Here is a 19,734-nt window from a genome sequence, read left to right on the forward strand (position 1 = left end):
AACATCATCTCTTATTGCTGTCTGCAATCCAGGTGTTACGGTATGAGGTAACTCAATATCACCATTAACACCTAGAAGAGTTACATCACTATCGCCATTTGAAGAAACAGGAGGAGTATCTTCCTCAAATTTACCATCATTATCATTCGCAACATTGCTAGGGTTAAGGATTGCATCAGACAATATAGCAGAATTTGGCCCTGTCCATACATCCGGTCCCATAGATTCCTTAGACGCCCCCATGGGGCCAACTATTGTAGGCTTTGCAAATATTACAGTTGGCGAGATAAGTAGAATAGCTACAATGACACTATGAGCAAATATAATTTTCTTCATTTCACCGTCTCCTTTTCTTATTTCAATTTTTAAAAACCTGATTTATGTGAAATTGGTTAACCCAATAAGTTTTCAACAGATCTGTTTTTTGTTTCAATTCTTTCATTTCACCTTCTTTTTTATTTGCAATTTCATTAATATTATTATTGATTTATAACATGCAAATTTTATACCAGTTTTAATTATATATGGTCAGTGATAATAAGATATTTAGTTTCAAGCAGTTATAAAAGAAGGTGTATTTTTATTTAGATTAATAATTGTTATAAAAATAGATAAAAGTGGGAGCTTTAGTTGCGATTTTGATAGTGTCAAGAGTTTTAGACTTGTCTACGTATGAGAGTAGTAGCATATTTATATGCCATAATTCAGTGGAAATATGTAAAGAGGAATTTTAGGGATATGGGAATCTTAAGTGAATATGCTTAAAGGTTTGAAAAGAGAGCACATAGGACAGCGGGAGAACTTATTCAGAGTGATATTTATCAGGAGTTTACAGAACAGATAAAAGCAGCTAAATATGAAAGAAGTAATATAAGAAAAGATAAGTGTAAAAGAGAGTATGAGAGGTTTTTTAACTACAATATTCAGATGTTTAAGGATAAAGATACCAAGAACACAAATCGGGATGAAGATAAGATATTCATTGTTTGAAAAATACCAAAGAAGACAGAAGAAGTTTGATCAGATGGAAATCTATTTATAACCTGTTTAAACCGCTTATCATCTATCCCCACCAAAAACCCACCAAAAACACCAAAATTATGCTTTCTATGGGTAAATGATAACTTGGAATAACTTGACTTACCTTGTGATGGAAAGTATTGATTTTACTGAGGAAATAGCTACTTTTTACATAACTAACTGACTCTATTATATTACCTACTATATTATAGATGGAGGTGGCGGGAATTGAGCCCGCGTCTCCAATAAGTGCACCCTGAGCTTCTACATGTTTAGCCTTTTATTTAATTTTACTTCTCTAGCTCCAAAAGGCAGGATTTAAAGAAGCTATTCTGCTAAATCTTAATCTCTTATCCGCAGACAGAACAAGAGAGGCAACCTGCTTTCCAAGCCTCAAATAAAGTCACAGGTAAACTCTAAGAGAGGCCTCCCTCTTAACAGAAAGAGAATGAGACGCAACCAGCGTCACTTAATTGTGTTATCAGGTTTTTAACGAGGCCTCCTGATATCCTCGACATGCAGCTTCAAAGACTACTTAATGGATCGAATCCATTCACCCCCATTTTCAAAGACCTATAATTCACTATAAATATAGCACCCTATCTACGCTTTTTCAACTCCCTATCAATCTCATCTTTAATAGCTTTATTCTTAAGGTCTTCTCTTTTATCATATTTCTTCTTTCCCCGCGCTAAGGCAATCTCAACCTTAATCAGCCTGCTCTCTTTAAAATAGACACTTAGAGGCATCAGGGTAAAACCTTTCTTATGGACATCCATAGCTAACTTGGATATCTCACGCTTATTAAGCAAGAGTTTCCTCTTTCGCTTAGGCTCATGGTTTGTGGATGAAAACTCATAGGGATTAATATGGAAGTTATGCAAGAAAACCTCTCCCCCTTCAATTAAAGCAAAACTATCTGATAGAGAGGCTTTTCCTTCTCTTAGGGATTTCACCTCACCCCCATAGAGGACTATTCCAACCTCAATAGTATATTCAACATGAAAATCTCTTCCTACTTTTTTATTCCTAAGAACTACCTTATCCATCTCTATTAAACCTCACGAGAAAACTCTTCCATAAGGCACTCTCTATCTATTTCAAGCTGCTTCTGGATATCTTCCTTATTAAGAAACAGTCTCTCTTCTCTTAAGAAGTTTTGAATTTCAAATGCCATCTTCTTTCCGTAGAGATAGCCTCTAAATTTAGGAATATAAATCTCAAAACGCAAAAACTTGCCGCCAAAAGTAGGAGCAGTGCCGACGTAGAGAAGAGCAGGCAATCTCTTTGACTTAATCAAAGCCCAGCCCGTATAGACACCTTTCTTTAAATCAAATACATAATCGGTTATTATATTGGCTGTAGGAAAACCGAGCTTTCTCCCCCTACCTTCACCAGGCACAACACGGCCGCTAAACCTGGGGAGTTGGGATAGCATATAGCTTGTATCTTCTATCTCACCTCGAGATAGAGCCTCTCTGATTCTAGAGCTACTTACTTTCTCTCCTTTATAGTTCAAGAAAGGAGCTATATGGAGTGAGAACTTATACTCGCCTGAGAGCTTACGTAAGGCATCTATATCAGCCTCCCTATTGCTGCCAAATCTAAAATCTTCTCCGGCAACAATGGCTTTAGGATGAAACCTCTCCCAAATAAACTTATCGAAAAACTCTCTAGGGCTATACTCAAGCAACTCCTTGTCAGCCTTAAGCACCATAGAGTAGTCTAAGTCCAGTTGAGATAAAATCTCTACCTTATAATCTAAGGGACTTATAACAGTAGACCTCTTATCAGGATAGAGAACCTCCTCAGGATCAGGAGATAGCGTTATAACGAGACTCTTTGAATCTAACTCAATAGCCAAGGACTTAAGGAGGTTAAATATCTCTCTATGGCCTATATGAACACCATCAAAAACACCTAAAGTCAAAACTATACCTTGATTAATATCTTTTTTTGAAAAATCTGACTCTCCTAAGAATATCATCTCTAAATAAGTCTCCGAACAGTCTCAATAGCTATGATATATTTTTCAGAATCAGACTCATTTAATATCTGATCAAGACTCTTAGCTTGATCTAAGCTGAACTTACCTACTGAGGTTCTTACCATCCTGGATAGATGAGCTGGATAGCCAAGCTTCTCTCCCAGATCAACGCAGAGCTGTCTTATATAAAGCCCCCTAGAACACTTTACATTCAAAGATATCTCAGGCAGCTCTATCTTCTCTATAGTCATATCATAGACCTTAACCTTTCTGGACTTTCTTTGCACCTCGATACCGCGCCGGGCAAGCTTATACAACCTCTTGCCCTTATACTTAACAGCCGAATACATCGGAGGGATCTGGTCTATCTCACCGATAAAAGAATCAACCGCTCTTTGAATGTCAGTCTCCTTAAGGTTCAGATAGCTCTCATCTTCTGCTTTCTTAACTATCTTACCGTCTAAGTCTCCAGTTGTAGTAGAAAAACCTAGGCTCATCTGAGCGAAATAATCCTTATCAAGACCTATAATATGCTGAGAGAGCTTTGTGGCTCTTCCCAGCATTAAGATCAAAAGGCCTGTTGCAAGAGGGTCAAGTGTCCCTCCATGACCAACCCTTCTAATATTAAAACGCCTCCTGATAAAATCAACTACATCGTGTGAAGTTATGCCAGCAGGTTTATCGACTAATAGAAATCCATTAAACATATCATTGACCCTTTTTTAGATATTCAGCTACTCTTGCGAGGACTCTCTTTTTAACATCTAAAAGAGCCCCTTTGACTCTGCAGCCGCTGGCCATCTTATGGCCTCCTCCGCCAAAGATAGCTGCAATCTTATTTACATCTACCTTATTATCTTTAGATCGAAAACCTATCTTAATAATACCATTGTCAAGTTCTTGAAATACCATAGCAACTTTTATTCCGCCAAGAGTCTTGATAAAATCTATCAATCCTTCAAGCTCCTCCCTTTTTGCGCTACTCTCCTTAAGCACCTTTTTACTGATATCTACCCAGGCCATACCATCTCTCTCCTCTAAATTACTCAACGCATAAGCAAGAATACGCATCTTAGAGAAACTCTTATTCTCAAAAAGCTCACTATAGACAGTGCTTGGATTGACCCCTTTACCTAGGAGAGAGGCAGCAATCCTATGAGTCTCAGAGGTTGTATTATTATGCCTAAAATATCCTGTATCTGTTGCTATTGCAACATAGCTAAGCAAAGCATCTTTATAGTCCAACTCTAAACCCATATAGCCATAAAGCCGATATACCATCTCACCCACGCAAGATACATCTCTCTCCACCCAATTCAAATCACCAAAATTACTATTGCTTATATGGTGATCGATATTTATAACATATTTAGCAGAAGATATAACTTCACTCATCTCTCTAACTCTCTGAGGATTTGCAATATCTAAAGCAACTAAAGCATCAAACTTATTTAAATCTATCCTATAGTCTCTAGAGAGCTTTATGCTCTTAACCCCGGGCAGAAACTTGAGGTTAGAGGGCGTAGAATCGACATTTACCATGACCACCTTCTTATTCATCTTCTTCAATAACCGCCCAAGAAGCAGCTGGCTGCCTATAGCATCTCCATCAGGATCTATATGAGTTGTCACAATAAAGCTATTAAGCTTAAGAAACTTATCTTTAATCTTCTTCTCTATCTTCATCTTTTATTTCATCAAGCATCTCTTCTACTTTTATACTCCTATCCAGAGTATCGTCGAAATAGAATATAAGTTCAGGTGCATATTTCATCTGCATCTTATGAGCCAAAACCTGTCTCATAAAACCGCTGGCGCTGCTTAGCCCTCTTGCAACATCCGCTCTCTTCTTTTCATCTCCTAAAACAGTATAGTACACCTTAGCCTGCTTTAAATCAGCGCTGGTTATAGCCTGAGTTACTGTAATCAATCTTAGCCTCTCATCCTTAACTTCAAAGAGAAGTATCTCACCTATTGCCTTCTTAAGTTCATGATTTATTCTATCTAATCTACTCATTTAAAGACTCCGCTCTAGTAATTTATTAAATAATCTTACAGCCTGCACCCAATATAAAGATCTACTGTTAAATAGACCTTAACAGCTCTTTAAGCACTCTAACCTCATCAGCCCTGCTTTTTAGAGCCCCTGATACCTTGCTGCGCAAAACCTTCTCCAGCATCTCACCCACAGAAGGAGACTCCGCAATACCCAAAGCCTTTACATCCTCTCCGGTTATCTGGAGCCTAACCTTAGATATCTTATTTACATAAAAGAGTAGATTCCTCTTTACTCTTTTATTAGAAGCGCAGATGTAGAGAGACAGTATAGAATGCATATCAAAGCCATTCAATCTATCATAAATATCAACAGCCTTCAAGCTATTTGAAAGATACTCCAGCAACCTCTCTTTATCAATATCTCTAAACTCAACCATTATCTTTCTCTGATGCTTCGTAAGCTCAAATATATCCCAAAAGATATTTAAATCCTCTCTGCTTAAGTCTCTAGCTATAATATTTAAAGGTATAATAAAATAGTGCTCAAAACGGCTTTTATCTTTAAAACCATCCCAACCCCTTAAACTCCCCCTAAGAACAGAGTCTAACTTAATAGGGGGAAGAAAACCCATAGCATTAAGTTCAAATAGCTCTCTTATTGGCTCAAATACTTCATCCTCTTTAAAGACTCTCAGAAGCTCAGCCCCTACTCTCTGAGCGCTTAAACTCCCATAGGCATTTGAATTGATAGCCTCTCTCAGCTCACTTAGAGTGCTCTCTTCTATCTTAAAACCAAACCTCGCTTTATACCTTAAGGCTCTTATTATTCGGGTAGGATCTTCATAGAGACTGCCTCTTTTGATTATCCGTATCAGCTTTTTATCAATATCAGCCAGTCCTCCAGCATAATCTAAGACTTCAACCATTTCACCTTTATAGACCCTGCCCATCAAACTGTTTACGGTAAAGTCCCTCCTCTTAAAATCCTCTTCTATCTCTCCAGGGCAGACCTCAGGCAGAGAACCGTTATTCTGATATAGTTCTCTTCTGGCCTGGGCAATATCAACACTGAAGCCGCCAATTTCAACTTTGGCAGTCAAGAAAGAGGTCTTCTCAACATTCAACTCAAGCTTATTCTGAACTGAATCTATAAACTGGTCTAATTTCGAGCTTAAGAGTAAGTCTAAATCCAGGCAGTCTCTCTTTAATATCAGATCTCTGACTAAGCCCCCTACAATATAGAGCTCAATATCTAAGCTCTCTGCAATATCTGAGAAACTCCTAAGCAAAGGCTTAAGTTTAGGGTCAATTCTTTTGTTTAGATTCTCTACTCTTATCTTCATGGACGTGGATGATATTTTTTGTGGATCTGTTTAAGATATTCCCTATCCACGTGGGTATATATCTGTGTTGTAGAAATATTAGCATGGCCAAGCATCTCTTGTACAGACCTTAAATCAGCACCGCCTTCAAGAAGATGTGTTGCAAAAGAGTGCCTCAATGTATGAGGACTGATAAACTTTTTTATCCCTGAAAGAGAGGCATACTTCTTAATAATTTTCCAGCAAGATTGCCGCGATATATTCTTACCTGACCTATTCAGAAATAGATAATCACTGCTGCTCTTTAAATAATCCGGCCTTGAGACCTTCAAATATCTCTCTATAGCAATAGCAGCCTTGCTCCCTAGGGGGACTATTCTCTCTTTACCGCCTTTACCCTTACACTTAAGAAATCCTACTTCGAGATTAACATCTAGCACCTTAAGATGGCTAAGCTCTGATATTCTCAATCCGCTGGCATAGAGCAGCTCAAGCATAGCTCTATCTCTTATAGCTTGAATATCATCAGAACCTGCAGCCTCAAGAAGCCTTTCAACTTCAGATGAGTTTAAGACCTCAGGCAGCCTCTGCCAAAGCTTGGGTGAGTCCATAGCTTCAGTAGGGTCTTCTTTAATATTACCCTCTCTGTTTAGGAAACGGAAGAAGACCTTTATAGATACAAGATTTCTTGCAACAGTAGAAGACTCTCTGCCTTTCTCTCTCTCACTCCAGAGATAATCTGATATAAAATCTCTCCTTACCGATAATATATCCACTCCCTTGCTATCCATAAAACCATAGAACTTTTTGATATCGACGCTGTAGGCCAAGGCTGTGTTATCGCTTAAGCCTCTCTCTAGACTAATATAGGATAGGAAGTCATCTAATAGTAAATATTTATCCATTGCTCTTATAAAGAATCGGCGGAGAGAAAAGGGCTATTCTCTCTCTCATAACCTATGCTGGTCATATCGCCATGACCGGGATATACGCTAATGCTCTGATCCAGCTTAAAAAGTTTATTTAAAATAGAGTCTCTAATGGCACTTTCAGAAGATAACGGCAGATCTGTTCTGCCCACTCCGGACAAGAAGAGCGTATCTCCTGAGAACAGCAGATCTCCAATTAAGAAGCAGCAGCTTCCCGGAGTATGCCCTGGAGTATGGATCACTTTAAACCTTAAATCTGATTTAGGAAAATAGAGCTCTTGATCTGAATTAAAGATAACCGGCTCTCTCTCTATTGTTAAAGGGCTGCCCAAAAAACTAGAGAGATTGAGCTCAGGTTTAGAGAGGTAGTCTCGATCATCGCTATGAATATAGATATCTAAACTACTCTGATTAACTCCGGCTATATGGTCCCCATGGCCATGCGTTAAGAGTATTGCTTCAGGCTCTAAATTCAGCCTCTTAAGAGCTTTGGTTATCTTATCAAACTCACCGCCGCAATCAATAATCAGACAAGACTGAGCATCCTCCTGCCAGACCAAATAAGAGTTAGACTGATAGTCATCAAGCACCACTACTCTTTCAATTTTTATCTCATCCATAATCTCTCCAGAATATAATTAACATCCTTTCTCTTGACTCTCTTGGGATTATATTTTAAAACTCCCGAGCTAAGAGTAGCCGAAACAATCTTATCTTTTAACTTACTATCTATCTCAAGGCCTAACTCTTTAAAGCTTAAGGGTAGACCAAGTTCTCTAAGCCAGCTCTTTAGAAGATTATACAGGCTCTTGTACCTTTTATCAAAAATCAAATCCTGATAACGGTCTTTAGCTACTGAATAATTGAACTCAACTACATAAGGAATAACTACAGCATTGACCAAACCATGGGATAGATTATAGGCCGCACCGATTGGATGAGATAAAGCATGGGCGAGCCCGAGCCCGGATGAAGAGAAGGCAAGAGCAGCAAAGAGCGAAGCGCGGGAGAGCCTCTGTCTAAATATTATATTTCTAGGCTCTACGAGAGCTCGGCTCAGATTCTTATAGATAATTCTAGACGCCTCTTTAGCTAAGACAGAACTTGCTATATCAGCATCGATTGAAACATAGGCCTCAACTGCATGGGTTAGAGCATCTAAGGATGAGTAAAGAGTAGCATCTCTTCCTAAGGTCAGAGTAACTACCGGATCTATTATAGCTACATCTGCTATTAGCTTCTGATCCCGTACTCCTCTCTTCTCTCCTCTTAAACTATCCTTTAAAACCGCACTACTTGAGACCTCAGAACCAGAACCAGAAGTTGTTGGAACAGCTATAAATGGTAGGCCGGAATTTTTTATATTTTTTCCATATAGATACTCTTCTAAATCCTTAAATTTCTGCCCTACCAAGACTGCTATTGTCTTAGAAACATCTAAAACACTTCCACCCCCAATACCCACAACACTATCACAGTTGTGTCTATTTAGATATCTAAGACCCTCCTTAATTGAATCAAAGCATGGCTCACTATCAACTCCTGAATATAGGGTATATTTTATTTTAGACTTTTTAAGAATAGTTATTATATCCTTCCCCCAGAAACTCCTATTAAATGCACTCTTCCCTACAACCAAAAGAGGCCTATCGCCATATTTTTTTAAGACCAAAGCTATCTTTTTATAACTATAAGAACCAAATATTATATGGGATGGTAAAAATATTTCCATTGAAATCATTTTGAATCTATTCTATCATTAAAACAGTTAATACTAAATACCTTGAATTATATCTCAATTAAATGATAAATCTTAATAAGATAGTTAAAAGAACATCTTTAATAACCTTAGGAGCAATTACAACTTTAATCTTGTTAGAATTAACCTTAAGAGTTATTGGGTTTAGTTATAAGGTGACTAACCCTATCCCTTCTAAGATATCTAGCGATTATACTATCTTCTGTATTGGAGAGTCAACTACATGGGGAATAGGAGCAGACAACCCCAGGCTGAACGGCTACCCTGCCCAGCTAATGGCTTTGCTCAATAATTATTATAAAGATACAAGTATCCGTTGTTATTATGATATGGGTATAGGTCAAAACTCCTCTGAGGTATTATTAAAACTCCCCGATTATATCAAAAAATACTCTCCCCAATGTGTAATTATAATGGCAGGGGTAAATAACTGGTGGAATCTAGATAGAAGTACTTTGGTATTTAGTAAAAATGAAAAAATATCGAAGATAGCTTTAAAAATACATCCCTACTTAAAGAAACTTAGAATCTGGAAATTATTTCAACTGACTAAACTATCTCTAGGACTCTATAGAGAACATTGGAATGAGGGCTATAATGGAAAGCCGGGCTTCTGGGATGAACCAGAATATAGAGACAGGCGCGATACAATAGCCTATACCTACGCTAAACACGATACCATAGAGATGATAAAGATCTGTCGCAAGAATAATATCGATGTCATCGTCTGTTCTTACCTCGCAGAACCTGACTCATTACGCAAGCTCCAGAAGCAGATAGCACAAGAGGAGATGATACCGTTTGTAGATAACAATCTTGTTTTTAAAAATTTAAAAGACCAGGATCAATACTTATCCTCAGACAATTGGCATCCAAATCAAAAAGGATATGCTATTATAGCAGAAAATATTTTTCATTGCATAGTAAACAATAAGTTTATTGAATAAAAAAATTAAGATTAAGGCTTACTAATAAAAGAACTTATCTCAGAGTACCTATACTCTTTGTCTATCAACCTTTTAATCTTCTTGAGCTCTTTAGCTATTCTAGAGCGCTGGATATCAGATAATCTCCTACCGGACATCCTGTTCTTTATCTTATTTACTCTCCCGATATAATTACTTATGAGATCCTGTTTTTCAGGGATAACATATTTCTTTAAATACTCTAGATGTTCAGATACCTGCAAAATACACTGCTGCTGCTTTTTAAAATTCTCTTCTATAGAGTCAATAAGCTCATCATGCCAGTACTGCCAGAGCAGATGATGTTTTCTGTAAAGTTCATGATAATCTGCAATATCTTCATCATCCTTAAGCGCAAGAATAACTGTCGGCCTCTCATCCTGCTCTTTCTTCTGCCTGATAAACTTACTTCGCAAACCTCCTAAAGAGCTGCAGCCGGATATATTTAAAACTAATACCGTTAAAAACAGTGTGAGTATAACCTTTTTCATAAAGCCATTTTCTCCTCAGTTAAAATTTTATTAAAATCATCCTCTGTTATTATTTTGATCTTTAGCTCTTTAGCTTTTTTAAGCTTAGAACCCGGACTCTCTCCAGCTACCAAGAAATCAGTCTTAGAACTTAGAGTTGATAAGATCCGACCTCCATTTAATTTTACAGCATCCTCAGCTTCTTTTCTACTAAATCCTTTAAGAACCCCTGTTATAACAAATCTCTTACCTCCTAAGATATCAAGCTTAACTCTCTTACCTTTTAAATTTAAACCCGCTTTTTTAAGCTTAGAGATAACATTCTTATTTATACTATCTGAGAAAAAATCAACAATACTCTCTGCAATCTTTGGCCCAACCTGATCTATATCAGAGAGCTCATCAAAAGAAGCAGCTGACAGCTGATCTAGGGATGAGAAATTATCCGCCAAGACCTCTGCAGTATGGAGTCCGGCATGCCTTATACCTAAAGCATATATTAATCTGGATAGAGGCTGACTCTTACTCTTCTTCAATGAGGCTGTTATATTGCCGGCTGAAGTATCTCCCATCCTCTGGAGATTTGATAACTCTTCTCTCTTTAAAAAGTAAAGGTCTCCGTAGTCTTTAACCATACCGTTTTGAACCAGCTGCTCAATCAGGCTCTCGCCCAATCCATCTATATCCATAGCATCTCTTGAGACAAAGAGCTTTATTGAATTCTTAAGTTTAGAAAAACAACTTTGGCTTAAACAACGCAGAGCCACTTCACCTTTTGATCTTCCTACACTGCCCCCGCAGACAGGACACTTACTAGGCATCTTAAAGCTCTTCTCTTTACCTTTCCTCTTCTCTTTTAAAACCTCAACAACCTGAGGTATAATCTCACCTGATTTCTGAATCAATACATGATCACCTATCTTAACCCCCAGCCTATCTATCTGATCCTGGTTATGGAGGCTTGCCCTTTTGACTATGCTGCCGGATACAAGGACAGCATCAACTACAGCTACCGGAGTAAGAGTACCGAACCTTCCAACCTGGATCTTTATATCTCTCAATATAGTCTCAACCTTCTTTGCCGGAAACTTATAAGCTATAAGCCAACGAGGTGCCTTTGAAGTTCTGCCCAATTTTTTCTGAGCACTAAGAGAGTTAGCCTTAACAACCATGCCATCGATATCATATCCCAAGGAATCACGCTTATCTATCCAGCTGTTGCAATACTCTATGACTCGCTCTATCCCTTCAATCACTCTATAATTCTGGTTTACTTTAAATCCAAGCTCTTTAAAGCAATCGAGTATCTCACTCTGTTTACTAAAACTTAATCCCCTATACTCTCCTACCCCCCAGACAAAAATATCCAACTTCCTCTTTGCAGCCTCAGAAGGGTCCAGCAATTTAAGAGATCCGGATGCTGCATTTCTAGGATTGGCGAAGATATTATCACCATTTTTCTCCCTGGCTTTATTTATCTCCTGAAAATTACTATTTGAGATATAGACCTCACCTCTAAGCTCTAAGACTGAAGCAGCCCTGCTTTTGTCAGTCTTAATATTAAGAGGTATAGTTCTAATGGTTTTAATATTATTGCTTACATCATCACCCTTATAGCCATCTCCTCTTGTCAGCCCTGAAATAAACAACCCTTTCTCATAACGTATTGAGATACTTACACCATCTATCTTAAGCTCAACAACATATTCAACGCTATCTAGGCCCAGGTTCTTTCTAACCCTAGTGTCAAAAGCTCTAAGTTCATCCTCAGAATAGGTGTTATCCATGCTTAACATGGGCACACTATGGGAGCTGGTCTTAAAACCATCTTGCAAGGAAGAGCCTACTCTCTGAGTAGGAGAGTCAGGTTTTATTAACCCTGGATAGCTCTCTTCTAAATCTCTTAACTCTCTATAGAGAACATCATAGCTGGAATCTGATATTTCAGGAGCACTCTCTAAATAATACTTGCGGTCGTGGTATCTTATCTTCTCTCTCAAAACTTCTACTCTATGCTCTATCTTAGAGCTGCTCTCTCTGGCCATATCAAGCACCTTCATGGAGCCTGGTAACCAACTTCTCAGGCAAACCTGCTGCAATTATTTTAGAAGCTGCTTTATCAATATCATAATCTACTCTCTCTATGCTTATCCTGCCTGTAGAGTCATCATACAATACATATTTGGCCCTGGTATCACCATCTCTAGACTGACCCACACTTCCTGTATTTATGAAGTATCTCTTTTTAGTTTCAACCATGATATCTTGATCTTGAATCCCTACAATATCACCTGTTATATCATCAATCACAAATATAGCCGGAATATGAGAATGACCGGCGAAGCAGACTCTCTTATCATCCTGGATATCGAAGCTCTTTCTGACATCTTCAAAAGATATAAAATAGTTAAACTCCTCAGGATGATAGAGTGAACTATGGACAAGTAGCATATCGCCATACTCTTCAATCAAAGGCAGGTCTGATAAAAACTCAACATCATTATGCTCGACCTTGCCCTGACTCCAGATGATAGCATCCTTAGCCATATCACTAAATAGATCCAGCGAAAGCTCTCCTGCTAGAGCTAAATCATGATTACCTAAAGTAATTAACTCAAAACGTTCTCTTGCAATATCTATACATTTAGAAGGGTCGGCTCCATAGCCTATGATATCACCGATAGATAAAATCTTATCTATTCTCTTCTCTCCTAAATCTAGAAGAACCTCTTCTAAGGCCTCTAAATTAGAATGGATATCTCCTAATATTGCATAACGCATAATAAATAGATCAATAGAACTTTATAATAAAATCATCCAGTCCGCCCTCCGGAATTGCCCAGATGATATCCTCTCTTTTAATGTAGCTCTTCATAATACCATTGCGAATATTACCCAAGAAGACTTTGAGGTCATCCTCTTCCGCTTCAGCTACTACCTCTACTCTTCCATCAGGCAGGTTCTTAACCCAGCCTACGATATCTCTCATATCAAGAGCAATCCGCTCTACGGTAAATCTAAAACCTACGCCCTGAACCCTCCCAGAGTAATATATCTGTATTCTCTTTACCATATACCTAATTCCTATCTAAATAAAAACATTAAAAGAGCTCCCTGAATAAACCAACCGATAACACAAACTAGTATTGCTCTAGGAGTAGATTTATAATCTAGAGCCTGCCGTACTGCTATCACCATTGCTATAAGCATCCAAATCTGAGCAATAAACAAAACTGCACCAAAGAGCCCGGGGATAATACCTAAGATTCTAATTATTCCGGGAGATGAGGAAAACCCTATTGTTCTCAGAAGCTCTCCTATATCAGACTTTGTCTCAGGCGTAGGCAATAACTTTACACCGATAAAATAGATCATGGAAGCCCAAATAGCCCAGCCTATCAATGCTGCAATTGCAACAGCAAATATATTGATACCGCCCTCAATGTTCATCGCCCCGACAGCTGTAGCAACACTGGATAAAACAACAACAAGCATTGCCTGAGGCAGTGAACTCTTATCGTGCTCTACTTCCTCATAAAGATTAGACTCTAACTTTGCTGCCCTGACCATCCTACTAAACAAAACATTCATCTAATACCTCCTGTTTTTACTTTTGTTTAAACCGCAGCTATTAAACATGTCCTCTTATTAAATTTCCCTACACAACCAACGATTATATCTCCAAGCTTTAACAACATAGACAGAGCAATGCTGTTTAACATCCAATATTATAGCAGACCCAAGATGGTCGGGGCGACTGGATTCGAACCAGCGACCTCTTAGTCCCGAACCAAGCACTCTAGCCATGCTGAGCTACGCCCCGATCTTTAATCTCCTATCTACATATTTACCGAATAGATCAAACTCAATATTCACCTTAGAACCGACCCTTAAATCACCTAAGTTTGTCCACTCTTTTGTATAGGGTATAATAGCAACAGAGAATGAGTCTGGCTTTAAATCCTGCACAGTAAGGCTTACCCCATCTAAGGCAACAGAACCTTTATCGACAATCAAATGTTTATACTTTAAGGGCAACTTTAAGTAGATCTTAAGCCCTTTGGTTCTCCTCTCTATCTTTACTACTGATATAACCGTATCAATATGACCTGTTAATATATGGCCAGAGATCCTATCGCCTAATCTTAAAGCCCGCTCTAAATTTAATCTTCCTCTCTTGGGATATTTAAATTTAGTATTTGAGTAAGTCTCAGCTATAAGATCAAAGGTAAGCCTATCTCTATCTTTGGCTTTTAAAGTCAGGCAGACCCCATCTATAGCCACGCTATCACCTAAGGCCAGATCTGCTGTAATCTTTTTACTTCTGACTTTAAGCTCATAGTAGTCAGACCTCTTGGTTATGCTCTCTAACTGTGCTACCTCTTCTATGATACCGCTAAACATGGACTATATCTCCAGATACCATTATTGAATTATTAAAACATCTACAATCCTTGCGAACTATCTTAGGGCATCTATCTAATTTAAACTCTCTACCATTATACATGAGATAGTCTCCGCCTAAAACCATATTGGAGATAAAAAAATAAACATAATCGGCTAATCCTCTCTCTAAGAAACTGCTCAAAACCGAAGATCCGCCTTCAACCAGAAGATGGCAGATACCCTCTCTATATAATGCTTTAAGTACTCTCTTAAGATCTAATCCTTTAGCATTAGAGCAGGCTATATCTATTATCCTCACTCCTCTCTTTATTAACTCTTCTCTCTTCTTTTTCTTTTTGGTCTTAACTAAGGTAGCTATTAAAACAGATCCTCCGCTGGGCTTTAAAATATTAGACTCTAGCGGAACTCTAAGAGTTGAATCCAGAACAACTCTTAGAGGTTGGTCTTTAACCAATCCTCCTTTTGAATTTCTCAAAGTCAGACTAGGATCATCTTTTAAGATAGTATCTATTCCAACCATTATGGCATCAACCTTTGAACGTATCTCTCTATGCACAAAGTCTCTTGCATCGCTTGAGCTAATCCATTTAGATACTCCTCTACTATCTGCAATTCTTCCATCTAAGGATAGAGCAGTCTTCAAGCTGACATAGGGCACTCTCTCTCTGATATGCTTAGAGAAAACCCTGTTAAGATATTCAGCCTCTGCTTTCATAACTCCTACCTTAACCTCAATCTTACTCTCTCTTAAGATCTTAACACTCTTATTATGATTCTTAGGATTTGGGTCTAGCGCTGCTATTACAGTACGCTTTATTCCAGACTCTATTATCTTATCCACACAGGGCGAAGTCTTACCGTAGCTTGAGCAGGGCTCAAGACTGACATAGAGAGTTGAGCCTTTAGCTTTTACGCCAGCCTTTTCTATAGCTATAACCTCTGCATGGCTAGCTCCGGCTCTCCTGTGGTAACCTTCTGATATTATCTTATTATTCTTATCAACCAATACTGCTCCAACCATAGGGTTGGGGTTGGTCTCTCCTTCTGCTTTCTCAGCAAGAGAGATAGCCTTATGCATAAATTGCAGATCTCTATCTTCTTTCATCTAAATACTCTTTCATCTTAACAACAAGATCATAGGGAACTCTCTTCTTGCCGATAAGCATATCTGCCTTAGCCTCACCATGGCAGTCAGAGCCTCCGCTTAAAAGAATCCCTCTCTCTTTAGCTACCTTAGAATACATCTTCTCAATGCCTTTAGGATGCCTGAGATGAGATGCCTCTATCCCATCAAAGCCAAAATCTAAGAGCTCAGAGACTATAGAATCATTTCTTATAATAAAAGGATGGGCTAAGATTGAGAGGCCGCCTAAACTTCTTATCATCTCTATTACTTCAGATATAGAGAGATCTTCTTTCGCAACATAACAGGACTGCCCTTCTCCTAGATATTTAGCAAATACCTCTGCTATTGAAGGCACAAGACCTTCTTCATAGAGAGCCTTACCAAGATGGAGTCTACCGATAGCAGCTTTGGGATTATCATTTAATATCTTCTCATAATCAACAGCTAGACCATGGTCTTTTAACTTCTTAACCATCTCCATAAATCTTACCTTTCTAGCATCCCGAAAACTCTTAAGCTTACTTAGAAACCATTCCTCTCTATAATCTATAAAATAGCCCAGGATATGAATCTCTTTACCTTTGTAAGAGGAAGAGAGTTCAATTCCGGATATAAACTCGATATCAATCTCATTAGCTGCTTTAAAGGCTTCATCTAGTCCATCTACAGTATCGTGGTCTGTTATGGAGATACAGCTTAAGGATAGATCTTTGGCTTGCTTTAAGATCTCAGTAGGGGTAAATGTGCCGTCTGAATATATTGAGTGTAAGTGTAAGTCGGCCTCTTTATTCATTTAAAAACTCTAATTTGCTGGAGACTTCTAAGTGCGCTATCTTATCAAGTATTCCATTTATAAACTTACCGGAATCCTGGTCACCGTACTTCTTAGCCAGCTCAATAGCCTCATTAATACTAACCTTGGGAGGGATATTACTGCAGAAGAGAAGCTCATAGCCGGCAAGGCGAAGAATATTTCTATCAATTGCCGCCATCCTATCAAGCTTCCAGTTTAAAGCATGCTTTGTTATCAACCCATCTAAAACTGATATATTATCTAAAGTATTAGTAGTGAGTTCCTGAGCAAACTTTTTGATATCCTTATCTCTCTCTCTTCCTAAGATATCGTCTAAGACTTCAGAGAGAGGCTCTTTGGATATATCTACCCTATATAGAGCCTTCAATGCAATCTCACGTGATTTAGTGCGCTTACGCATAAGAACCCCTATTATGAAACAAGATTGTGGACTATTTAATCTTCTTATAAAGATTGGCCATCTCAATGGCTGAGAGTGCAGCATCTCTGCCCTTATTGCCATCTTTTGAACCCGCTCTCTCTATAGCCTGCTCCAGAGTCTCTGATGTTATAACACCAAAGCTTACAGGAATATTTAAATCGGTATTCAATTTAGCTATCCCTTTAGATACCTCGGATGCAACATACTCAAAGTGAGGCGTCTCACCGCGTATTACAGCGCCGAGACAGATCATTGCGTCATATTTTTTCTTCTTAGCAATCTGATTAACAAGACCGGGGATCTCAAAAGAGCCCGGGCAATAGTAAGTCTCTATATCTTTATCTTCTACTCCATGGGCAATCAGTGTATCTACTGCACCGCTTAGGAGCCCCGATGTAATAAACTCATTAAATCTTGAGATCACAATACCGAACTTCAAACCTTTTGCTATTAGACCTGCTTTTACTTCTTTCATATCTCTTTCCTCCTTTATACATTCTTTAAATCATGCCCTAGCTTGCTCTTTTTTGTCTTAAGATACCTTGCGTTTGAGGGATTGGGCTCTACCTCAATATCGACCCTCTCTACTATCTCAAGACCGTAACCTTTTAAACCCACAATCTTGCGGGGATTATTTGTAAGAAGTCTTATATTCTTTAAACCTAAGTCGACCAAAATCTGTGCGCCTATACCATACTCTCTTAGGTCGGCTCCATGACCCAAAGCTTCGTTGGCTTCTACTGTATCTAAGCCTTTATCCTGAAGAGCATAGGCCTTAAGCTTCTCAACAAGTCCTATTCCTCTTCCTTCCTGATTCATATATAATATCACACCTTTCCCGTCCTTGGCTATCATATCCATCGCTTTATGCAACTGCTCTCCGCAGTCACAGCGCAAGGAGTGAAAGATATCCCCCGTAAGACACTGTGAGTGGACTCTAACTAATGTCGACTCTTGATCTAAAGGCTGCTCATTATCCCTTGTCGGCATAACAAGAGCAAGATGGTAACCATTATCTATCTTATCATTGTAAAGATACAACTTAAACTCACCAGCTGATATAGGCATCTCTGTTACAAGGACTCTCTCAATCAGCCTCTCTCTCTTTCTTCTATACTCTATTAGATCCTTTATAGTCGCAATCTTAAGGTCATGCTTCTTGGCTATCTTAAGCAGCTCCGGAACCCTTGCCATAGTCCCATCCTCATTCATGATCTCACATATCACCCCAGCCGGATAGAGACCTGCTAAACGCATCATATCAACGGCAGCCTCTGTATGGCCTGCTCTAACTAATGCCCCTCCGTCTTTTGCTCTTAGAGGAAATACATGGCCGGGTTTAATTAAATCTTCGGGTTTTGTATCTTCAGCTGTTAAAACATTGACTGTATGGGCCCTATCATGGGCCGATATTCCAGTTGTAACATTATTGGCACTATCACAGGAGACAGCCCAGGCAGTCTTAAACTTATCCTCTGATGAGAGGTGCATTGGCCTTAAATCCAGCTTGTCCAGCCTCTCACCCTCCATTGGAACGCAGATCAAACCCCTGCCGTGGGTAGCCATAAAGTTGATATGCTCCGGCTTTACATGGCTAGCTGACATGATAAAATCACCCTCATTCTCCCGATCTTCATCGTCAACAATAATCACAACTCGGCCCAAAGAGAGCTCTTCTAAAATATCCTCAATTTTACTAAAATCCTGTTTATCTGTAGTCATATCTGTAGATTCTATGATAGAAAAGAGACTCCGTCAAATTAATACTTTATTTTACAAGTTCAGCTTAAATCTTCTTTTATCTTTACAATCTTACCTTTTAAATCAACTATATCTTCTTTGGCAACCTTCAAAGTTCGTTTTAGATTTACCCCAAAGTATCCATGAATAAGTATATCTCGCATACCGGCAATCTGTTTCCACGGTATATCTGGATATTGATCCCGAAATTCCTGAGGAATACTTTTAACAGCCTCACCCATAATCTCTAACCGCCTTAAAACAGCATCTTGAACTTGGGTATTATTGTAAAAGTCATTCTCACTATTAAGGCTTTTCATATACTCTTCTATCTTTGAGATAGCCTCTGAAATATCTTCAATATATACTCTGACATCTCTCTTCATAATAACACTACCTGCTCTTTCAGTATTCTCTCTCTTAGAATAGGCTTAAGGGTATCATATTCTACTAAATCTACTTTTCGCTCTAAAGTTTCTTCAAGTTTTTGTTTAAGTTCTACAAAACCAAGCAAGCTAACATCTGACTTAATATCTATTAAAATATCGATATCGCTATTCTCTTTCATCTCATCTCGAACAGAAGAGCCGAAAAGAGCCACTTTTTTAACTCCATAATTTTGCAAAATAGGAAGAATTTTTTGTTTTATTGCTTCAATATTTTCTTTCATAGCTCTTCTCCTCGCTTAATCGTTCTGACTCTTGGATTCTGATTTTATTAAAATAGTATAAGCAATGTCAACCTTTCTTGCAAGGTTATCTTACCTGAAAGATCCA

The 19,734-nt window shown here is 38.4% G+C and carries 24 protein-coding genes, 1 tRNA gene and 1 other RNA gene; 1 reads left to right on the forward strand and 25 read right to left on the reverse strand.

The window, feature by feature from the left end; genetic code table 11:
- From P9X27_05810 to P9X27_05860, 11 genes are all read right to left on the reverse strand, one after another.
- Positions 1-336: hypothetical protein (locus P9X27_05810; protein ID MDP8253894.1), on the reverse strand; the 336-nt coding region annotated here is incomplete at its 3' end.
- A gap of 894 nt (positions 337-1,230) precedes the next feature.
- Positions 1,231-1,581, reverse strand: a transfer-messenger RNA (tmRNA) gene (ssrA, locus tag P9X27_05815).
- Positions 1,582-1,619: 38 nt separating this feature from the next.
- Positions 1,620-2,069 carry an SsrA-binding protein SmpB gene (smpB, locus tag P9X27_05820; GenBank protein ID MDP8253895.1) on the reverse strand — a complete coding sequence of 150 codons (450 nt, stop codon included), beginning with the start codon at positions 2,067-2,069 and terminating at the stop codon, positions 1,620-1,622.
- A gap of 5 nt (positions 2,070-2,074) precedes the next feature.
- Positions 2,075-3,007 carry a riboflavin biosynthesis protein RibF gene (ribF, locus tag P9X27_05825; protein ID MDP8253896.1) on the reverse strand — a complete coding sequence of 311 codons (933 nt, stop codon included), beginning with the start codon at positions 3,005-3,007 and terminating at the stop codon, positions 2,075-2,077.
- 2 nt (positions 3,008-3,009) lie between these two features.
- The gene (gene truB / locus P9X27_05830; GenBank protein ID MDP8253897.1) at positions 3,010-3,714 is read right to left on the reverse strand and encodes a tRNA pseudouridine(55) synthase TruB; all 705 of its coding nucleotides are present in this window, start codon (positions 3,712-3,714) and stop codon (positions 3,010-3,012) included.
- A 1-nt stretch (position 3,715) separates the two neighbouring features.
- Positions 3,716-4,693 carry a bifunctional oligoribonuclease/PAP phosphatase NrnA gene (locus P9X27_05835; GenBank protein ID MDP8253898.1) on the reverse strand — a complete coding sequence of 326 codons (978 nt, stop codon included), beginning with the start codon at positions 4,691-4,693 and terminating at the stop codon, positions 3,716-3,718.
- A complete protein-coding gene (rbfA, locus tag P9X27_05840) occupies positions 4,671-5,024 on the reverse strand; it encodes a 30S ribosome-binding factor RbfA (protein MDP8253899.1) in 354 nt (117 codons plus the stop codon). The genes P9X27_05835 and rbfA overlap by 23 nt, the downstream gene beginning before the upstream one ends.
- A 67-nt stretch (positions 5,025-5,091) precedes the next feature.
- A complete protein-coding gene (locus P9X27_05845) occupies positions 5,092-6,348 on the reverse strand; it encodes a hypothetical protein (protein ID MDP8253900.1) in 1,257 nt (418 codons plus the stop codon).
- Entirely contained in the window at positions 6,345-7,232 is an 888-nt protein-coding gene (xerD, locus tag P9X27_05850) for a site-specific tyrosine recombinase XerD (protein MDP8253901.1), read from the reverse strand. The genes P9X27_05845 and xerD overlap by 4 nt, the downstream gene beginning before the upstream one ends.
- A 5-nt stretch (positions 7,233-7,237) precedes the next feature.
- On the reverse strand, positions 7,238-7,876 hold the full coding sequence (locus P9X27_05855) for an MBL fold metallo-hydrolase (GenBank protein MDP8253902.1): 639 nt from the start codon (positions 7,874-7,876) through the stop codon (positions 7,238-7,240).
- The gene (locus P9X27_05860; protein ID MDP8253903.1) at positions 7,864-8,988 is read right to left on the reverse strand and encodes an iron-containing alcohol dehydrogenase; all 1,125 of its coding nucleotides are present in this window, start codon (positions 8,986-8,988) and stop codon (positions 7,864-7,866) included. Before P9X27_05860 ends, P9X27_05855 begins: the two co-directional genes overlap by 13 nt.
- 71 nt (positions 8,989-9,059) lie before the next feature.
- Between P9X27_05860 and P9X27_05865 the strand changes: the two genes are divergently transcribed.
- Entirely contained in the window at positions 9,060-9,962 is a 903-nt protein-coding gene (locus tag P9X27_05865; GenBank protein MDP8253904.1) for an SGNH/GDSL hydrolase family protein, read from the forward strand.
- A gap of 11 nt (positions 9,963-9,973) precedes the next feature.
- Here P9X27_05865 and P9X27_05870 read toward each other — a convergent pair whose 3' ends face one another.
- The 14 genes from P9X27_05870 to P9X27_05935 all read right to left on the reverse strand — a co-directional run bounded on the left by P9X27_05870 (position 9,974) and on the right by P9X27_05935 (position 19,628).
- Positions 9,974-10,471 carry a hypothetical protein gene (locus tag P9X27_05870; protein MDP8253905.1) on the reverse strand — a complete coding sequence of 166 codons (498 nt, stop codon included), beginning with the start codon at positions 10,469-10,471 and terminating at the stop codon, positions 9,974-9,976.
- Complete coding sequence (gene ligA, locus P9X27_05875) at positions 10,468-12,510, reverse strand: NAD-dependent DNA ligase LigA (protein ID MDP8253906.1); 2,043 nt, start codon at positions 12,508-12,510, stop codon at positions 10,468-10,470. Before ligA ends, P9X27_05870 begins: the two co-directional genes overlap by 4 nt.
- Positions 12,497-13,231: a metallophosphoesterase family protein gene (locus tag P9X27_05880; GenBank protein MDP8253907.1), complete on the reverse strand. Its 735-nt coding sequence runs from the start codon at positions 13,229-13,231 to the stop codon at positions 12,497-12,499. Before P9X27_05880 ends, ligA begins: the two co-directional genes overlap by 14 nt.
- A 10-nt stretch (positions 13,232-13,241) precedes the next feature.
- Positions 13,242-13,523 (reverse strand): acylphosphatase, encoded by a 282-nt coding sequence (locus P9X27_05885; protein MDP8253908.1) that lies wholly within the window; start codon positions 13,521-13,523, stop codon positions 13,242-13,244.
- A gap of 11 nt (positions 13,524-13,534) precedes the next feature.
- Positions 13,535-14,041, reverse strand: coding sequence for a YIP1 family protein (locus tag P9X27_05890; protein MDP8253909.1), 507 nt, complete (start codon positions 14,039-14,041; stop codon positions 13,535-13,537).
- 154 nt (positions 14,042-14,195) lie between these two features.
- A tRNA-Pro gene (locus P9X27_05895) sits at positions 14,196-14,273 on the reverse strand.
- Entirely contained in the window at positions 14,264-14,854 is a 591-nt protein-coding gene (locus P9X27_05900; protein MDP8253910.1) for a riboflavin synthase, read from the reverse strand. The genes P9X27_05895 and P9X27_05900 overlap by 10 nt, the downstream gene beginning before the upstream one ends.
- Entirely contained in the window at positions 14,847-15,962 is a 1,116-nt protein-coding gene (gene ribD / locus P9X27_05905; protein MDP8253911.1) for a bifunctional diaminohydroxyphosphoribosylaminopyrimidine deaminase/5-amino-6-(5-phosphoribosylamino)uracil reductase RibD, read from the reverse strand. The genes P9X27_05900 and ribD overlap by 8 nt, the downstream gene beginning before the upstream one ends.
- Positions 15,949-16,776: a PHP domain-containing protein gene (locus P9X27_05910; GenBank protein ID MDP8253912.1), complete on the reverse strand. Its 828-nt coding sequence runs from the start codon at positions 16,774-16,776 to the stop codon at positions 15,949-15,951. Before P9X27_05910 ends, ribD begins: the two co-directional genes overlap by 14 nt.
- Positions 16,769-17,197, reverse strand: coding sequence for a transcription antitermination factor NusB (gene nusB / locus P9X27_05915; GenBank protein MDP8253913.1), 429 nt, complete (start codon positions 17,195-17,197; stop codon positions 16,769-16,771). The genes P9X27_05910 and nusB overlap by 8 nt, the downstream gene beginning before the upstream one ends.
- Positions 17,198-17,228: 31 nt before the next feature.
- The gene (ribE, locus tag P9X27_05920) at positions 17,229-17,693 is read right to left on the reverse strand and encodes a 6,7-dimethyl-8-ribityllumazine synthase (GenBank protein ID MDP8253914.1); all 465 of its coding nucleotides are present in this window, start codon (positions 17,691-17,693) and stop codon (positions 17,229-17,231) included.
- A gap of 14 nt (positions 17,694-17,707) precedes the next feature.
- Complete coding sequence (locus P9X27_05925; GenBank protein MDP8253915.1) at positions 17,708-18,940, reverse strand: bifunctional 3,4-dihydroxy-2-butanone-4-phosphate synthase/GTP cyclohydrolase II; 1,233 nt, start codon at positions 18,938-18,940, stop codon at positions 17,708-17,710.
- 59 nt (positions 18,941-18,999) lie between these two features.
- Positions 19,000-19,344, reverse strand: coding sequence for a DUF86 domain-containing protein (locus tag P9X27_05930; GenBank protein MDP8253916.1), 345 nt, complete (start codon positions 19,342-19,344; stop codon positions 19,000-19,002).
- Complete coding sequence (locus tag P9X27_05935; GenBank protein MDP8253917.1) at positions 19,341-19,628, reverse strand: nucleotidyltransferase family protein; 288 nt, start codon at positions 19,626-19,628, stop codon at positions 19,341-19,343. Before P9X27_05935 ends, P9X27_05930 begins: the two co-directional genes overlap by 4 nt.
- Positions 19,629-19,734: the final 106 nt, after the last annotated feature.

The sequence above is a fragment of the Candidatus Kaelpia aquatica genome (assembly GCA_030765335.1).
GTDB lineage: Bacteria > Omnitrophota > Gorgyraeia > Kaelpiales > Kaelpiaceae > Kaelpia > Kaelpia aquatica.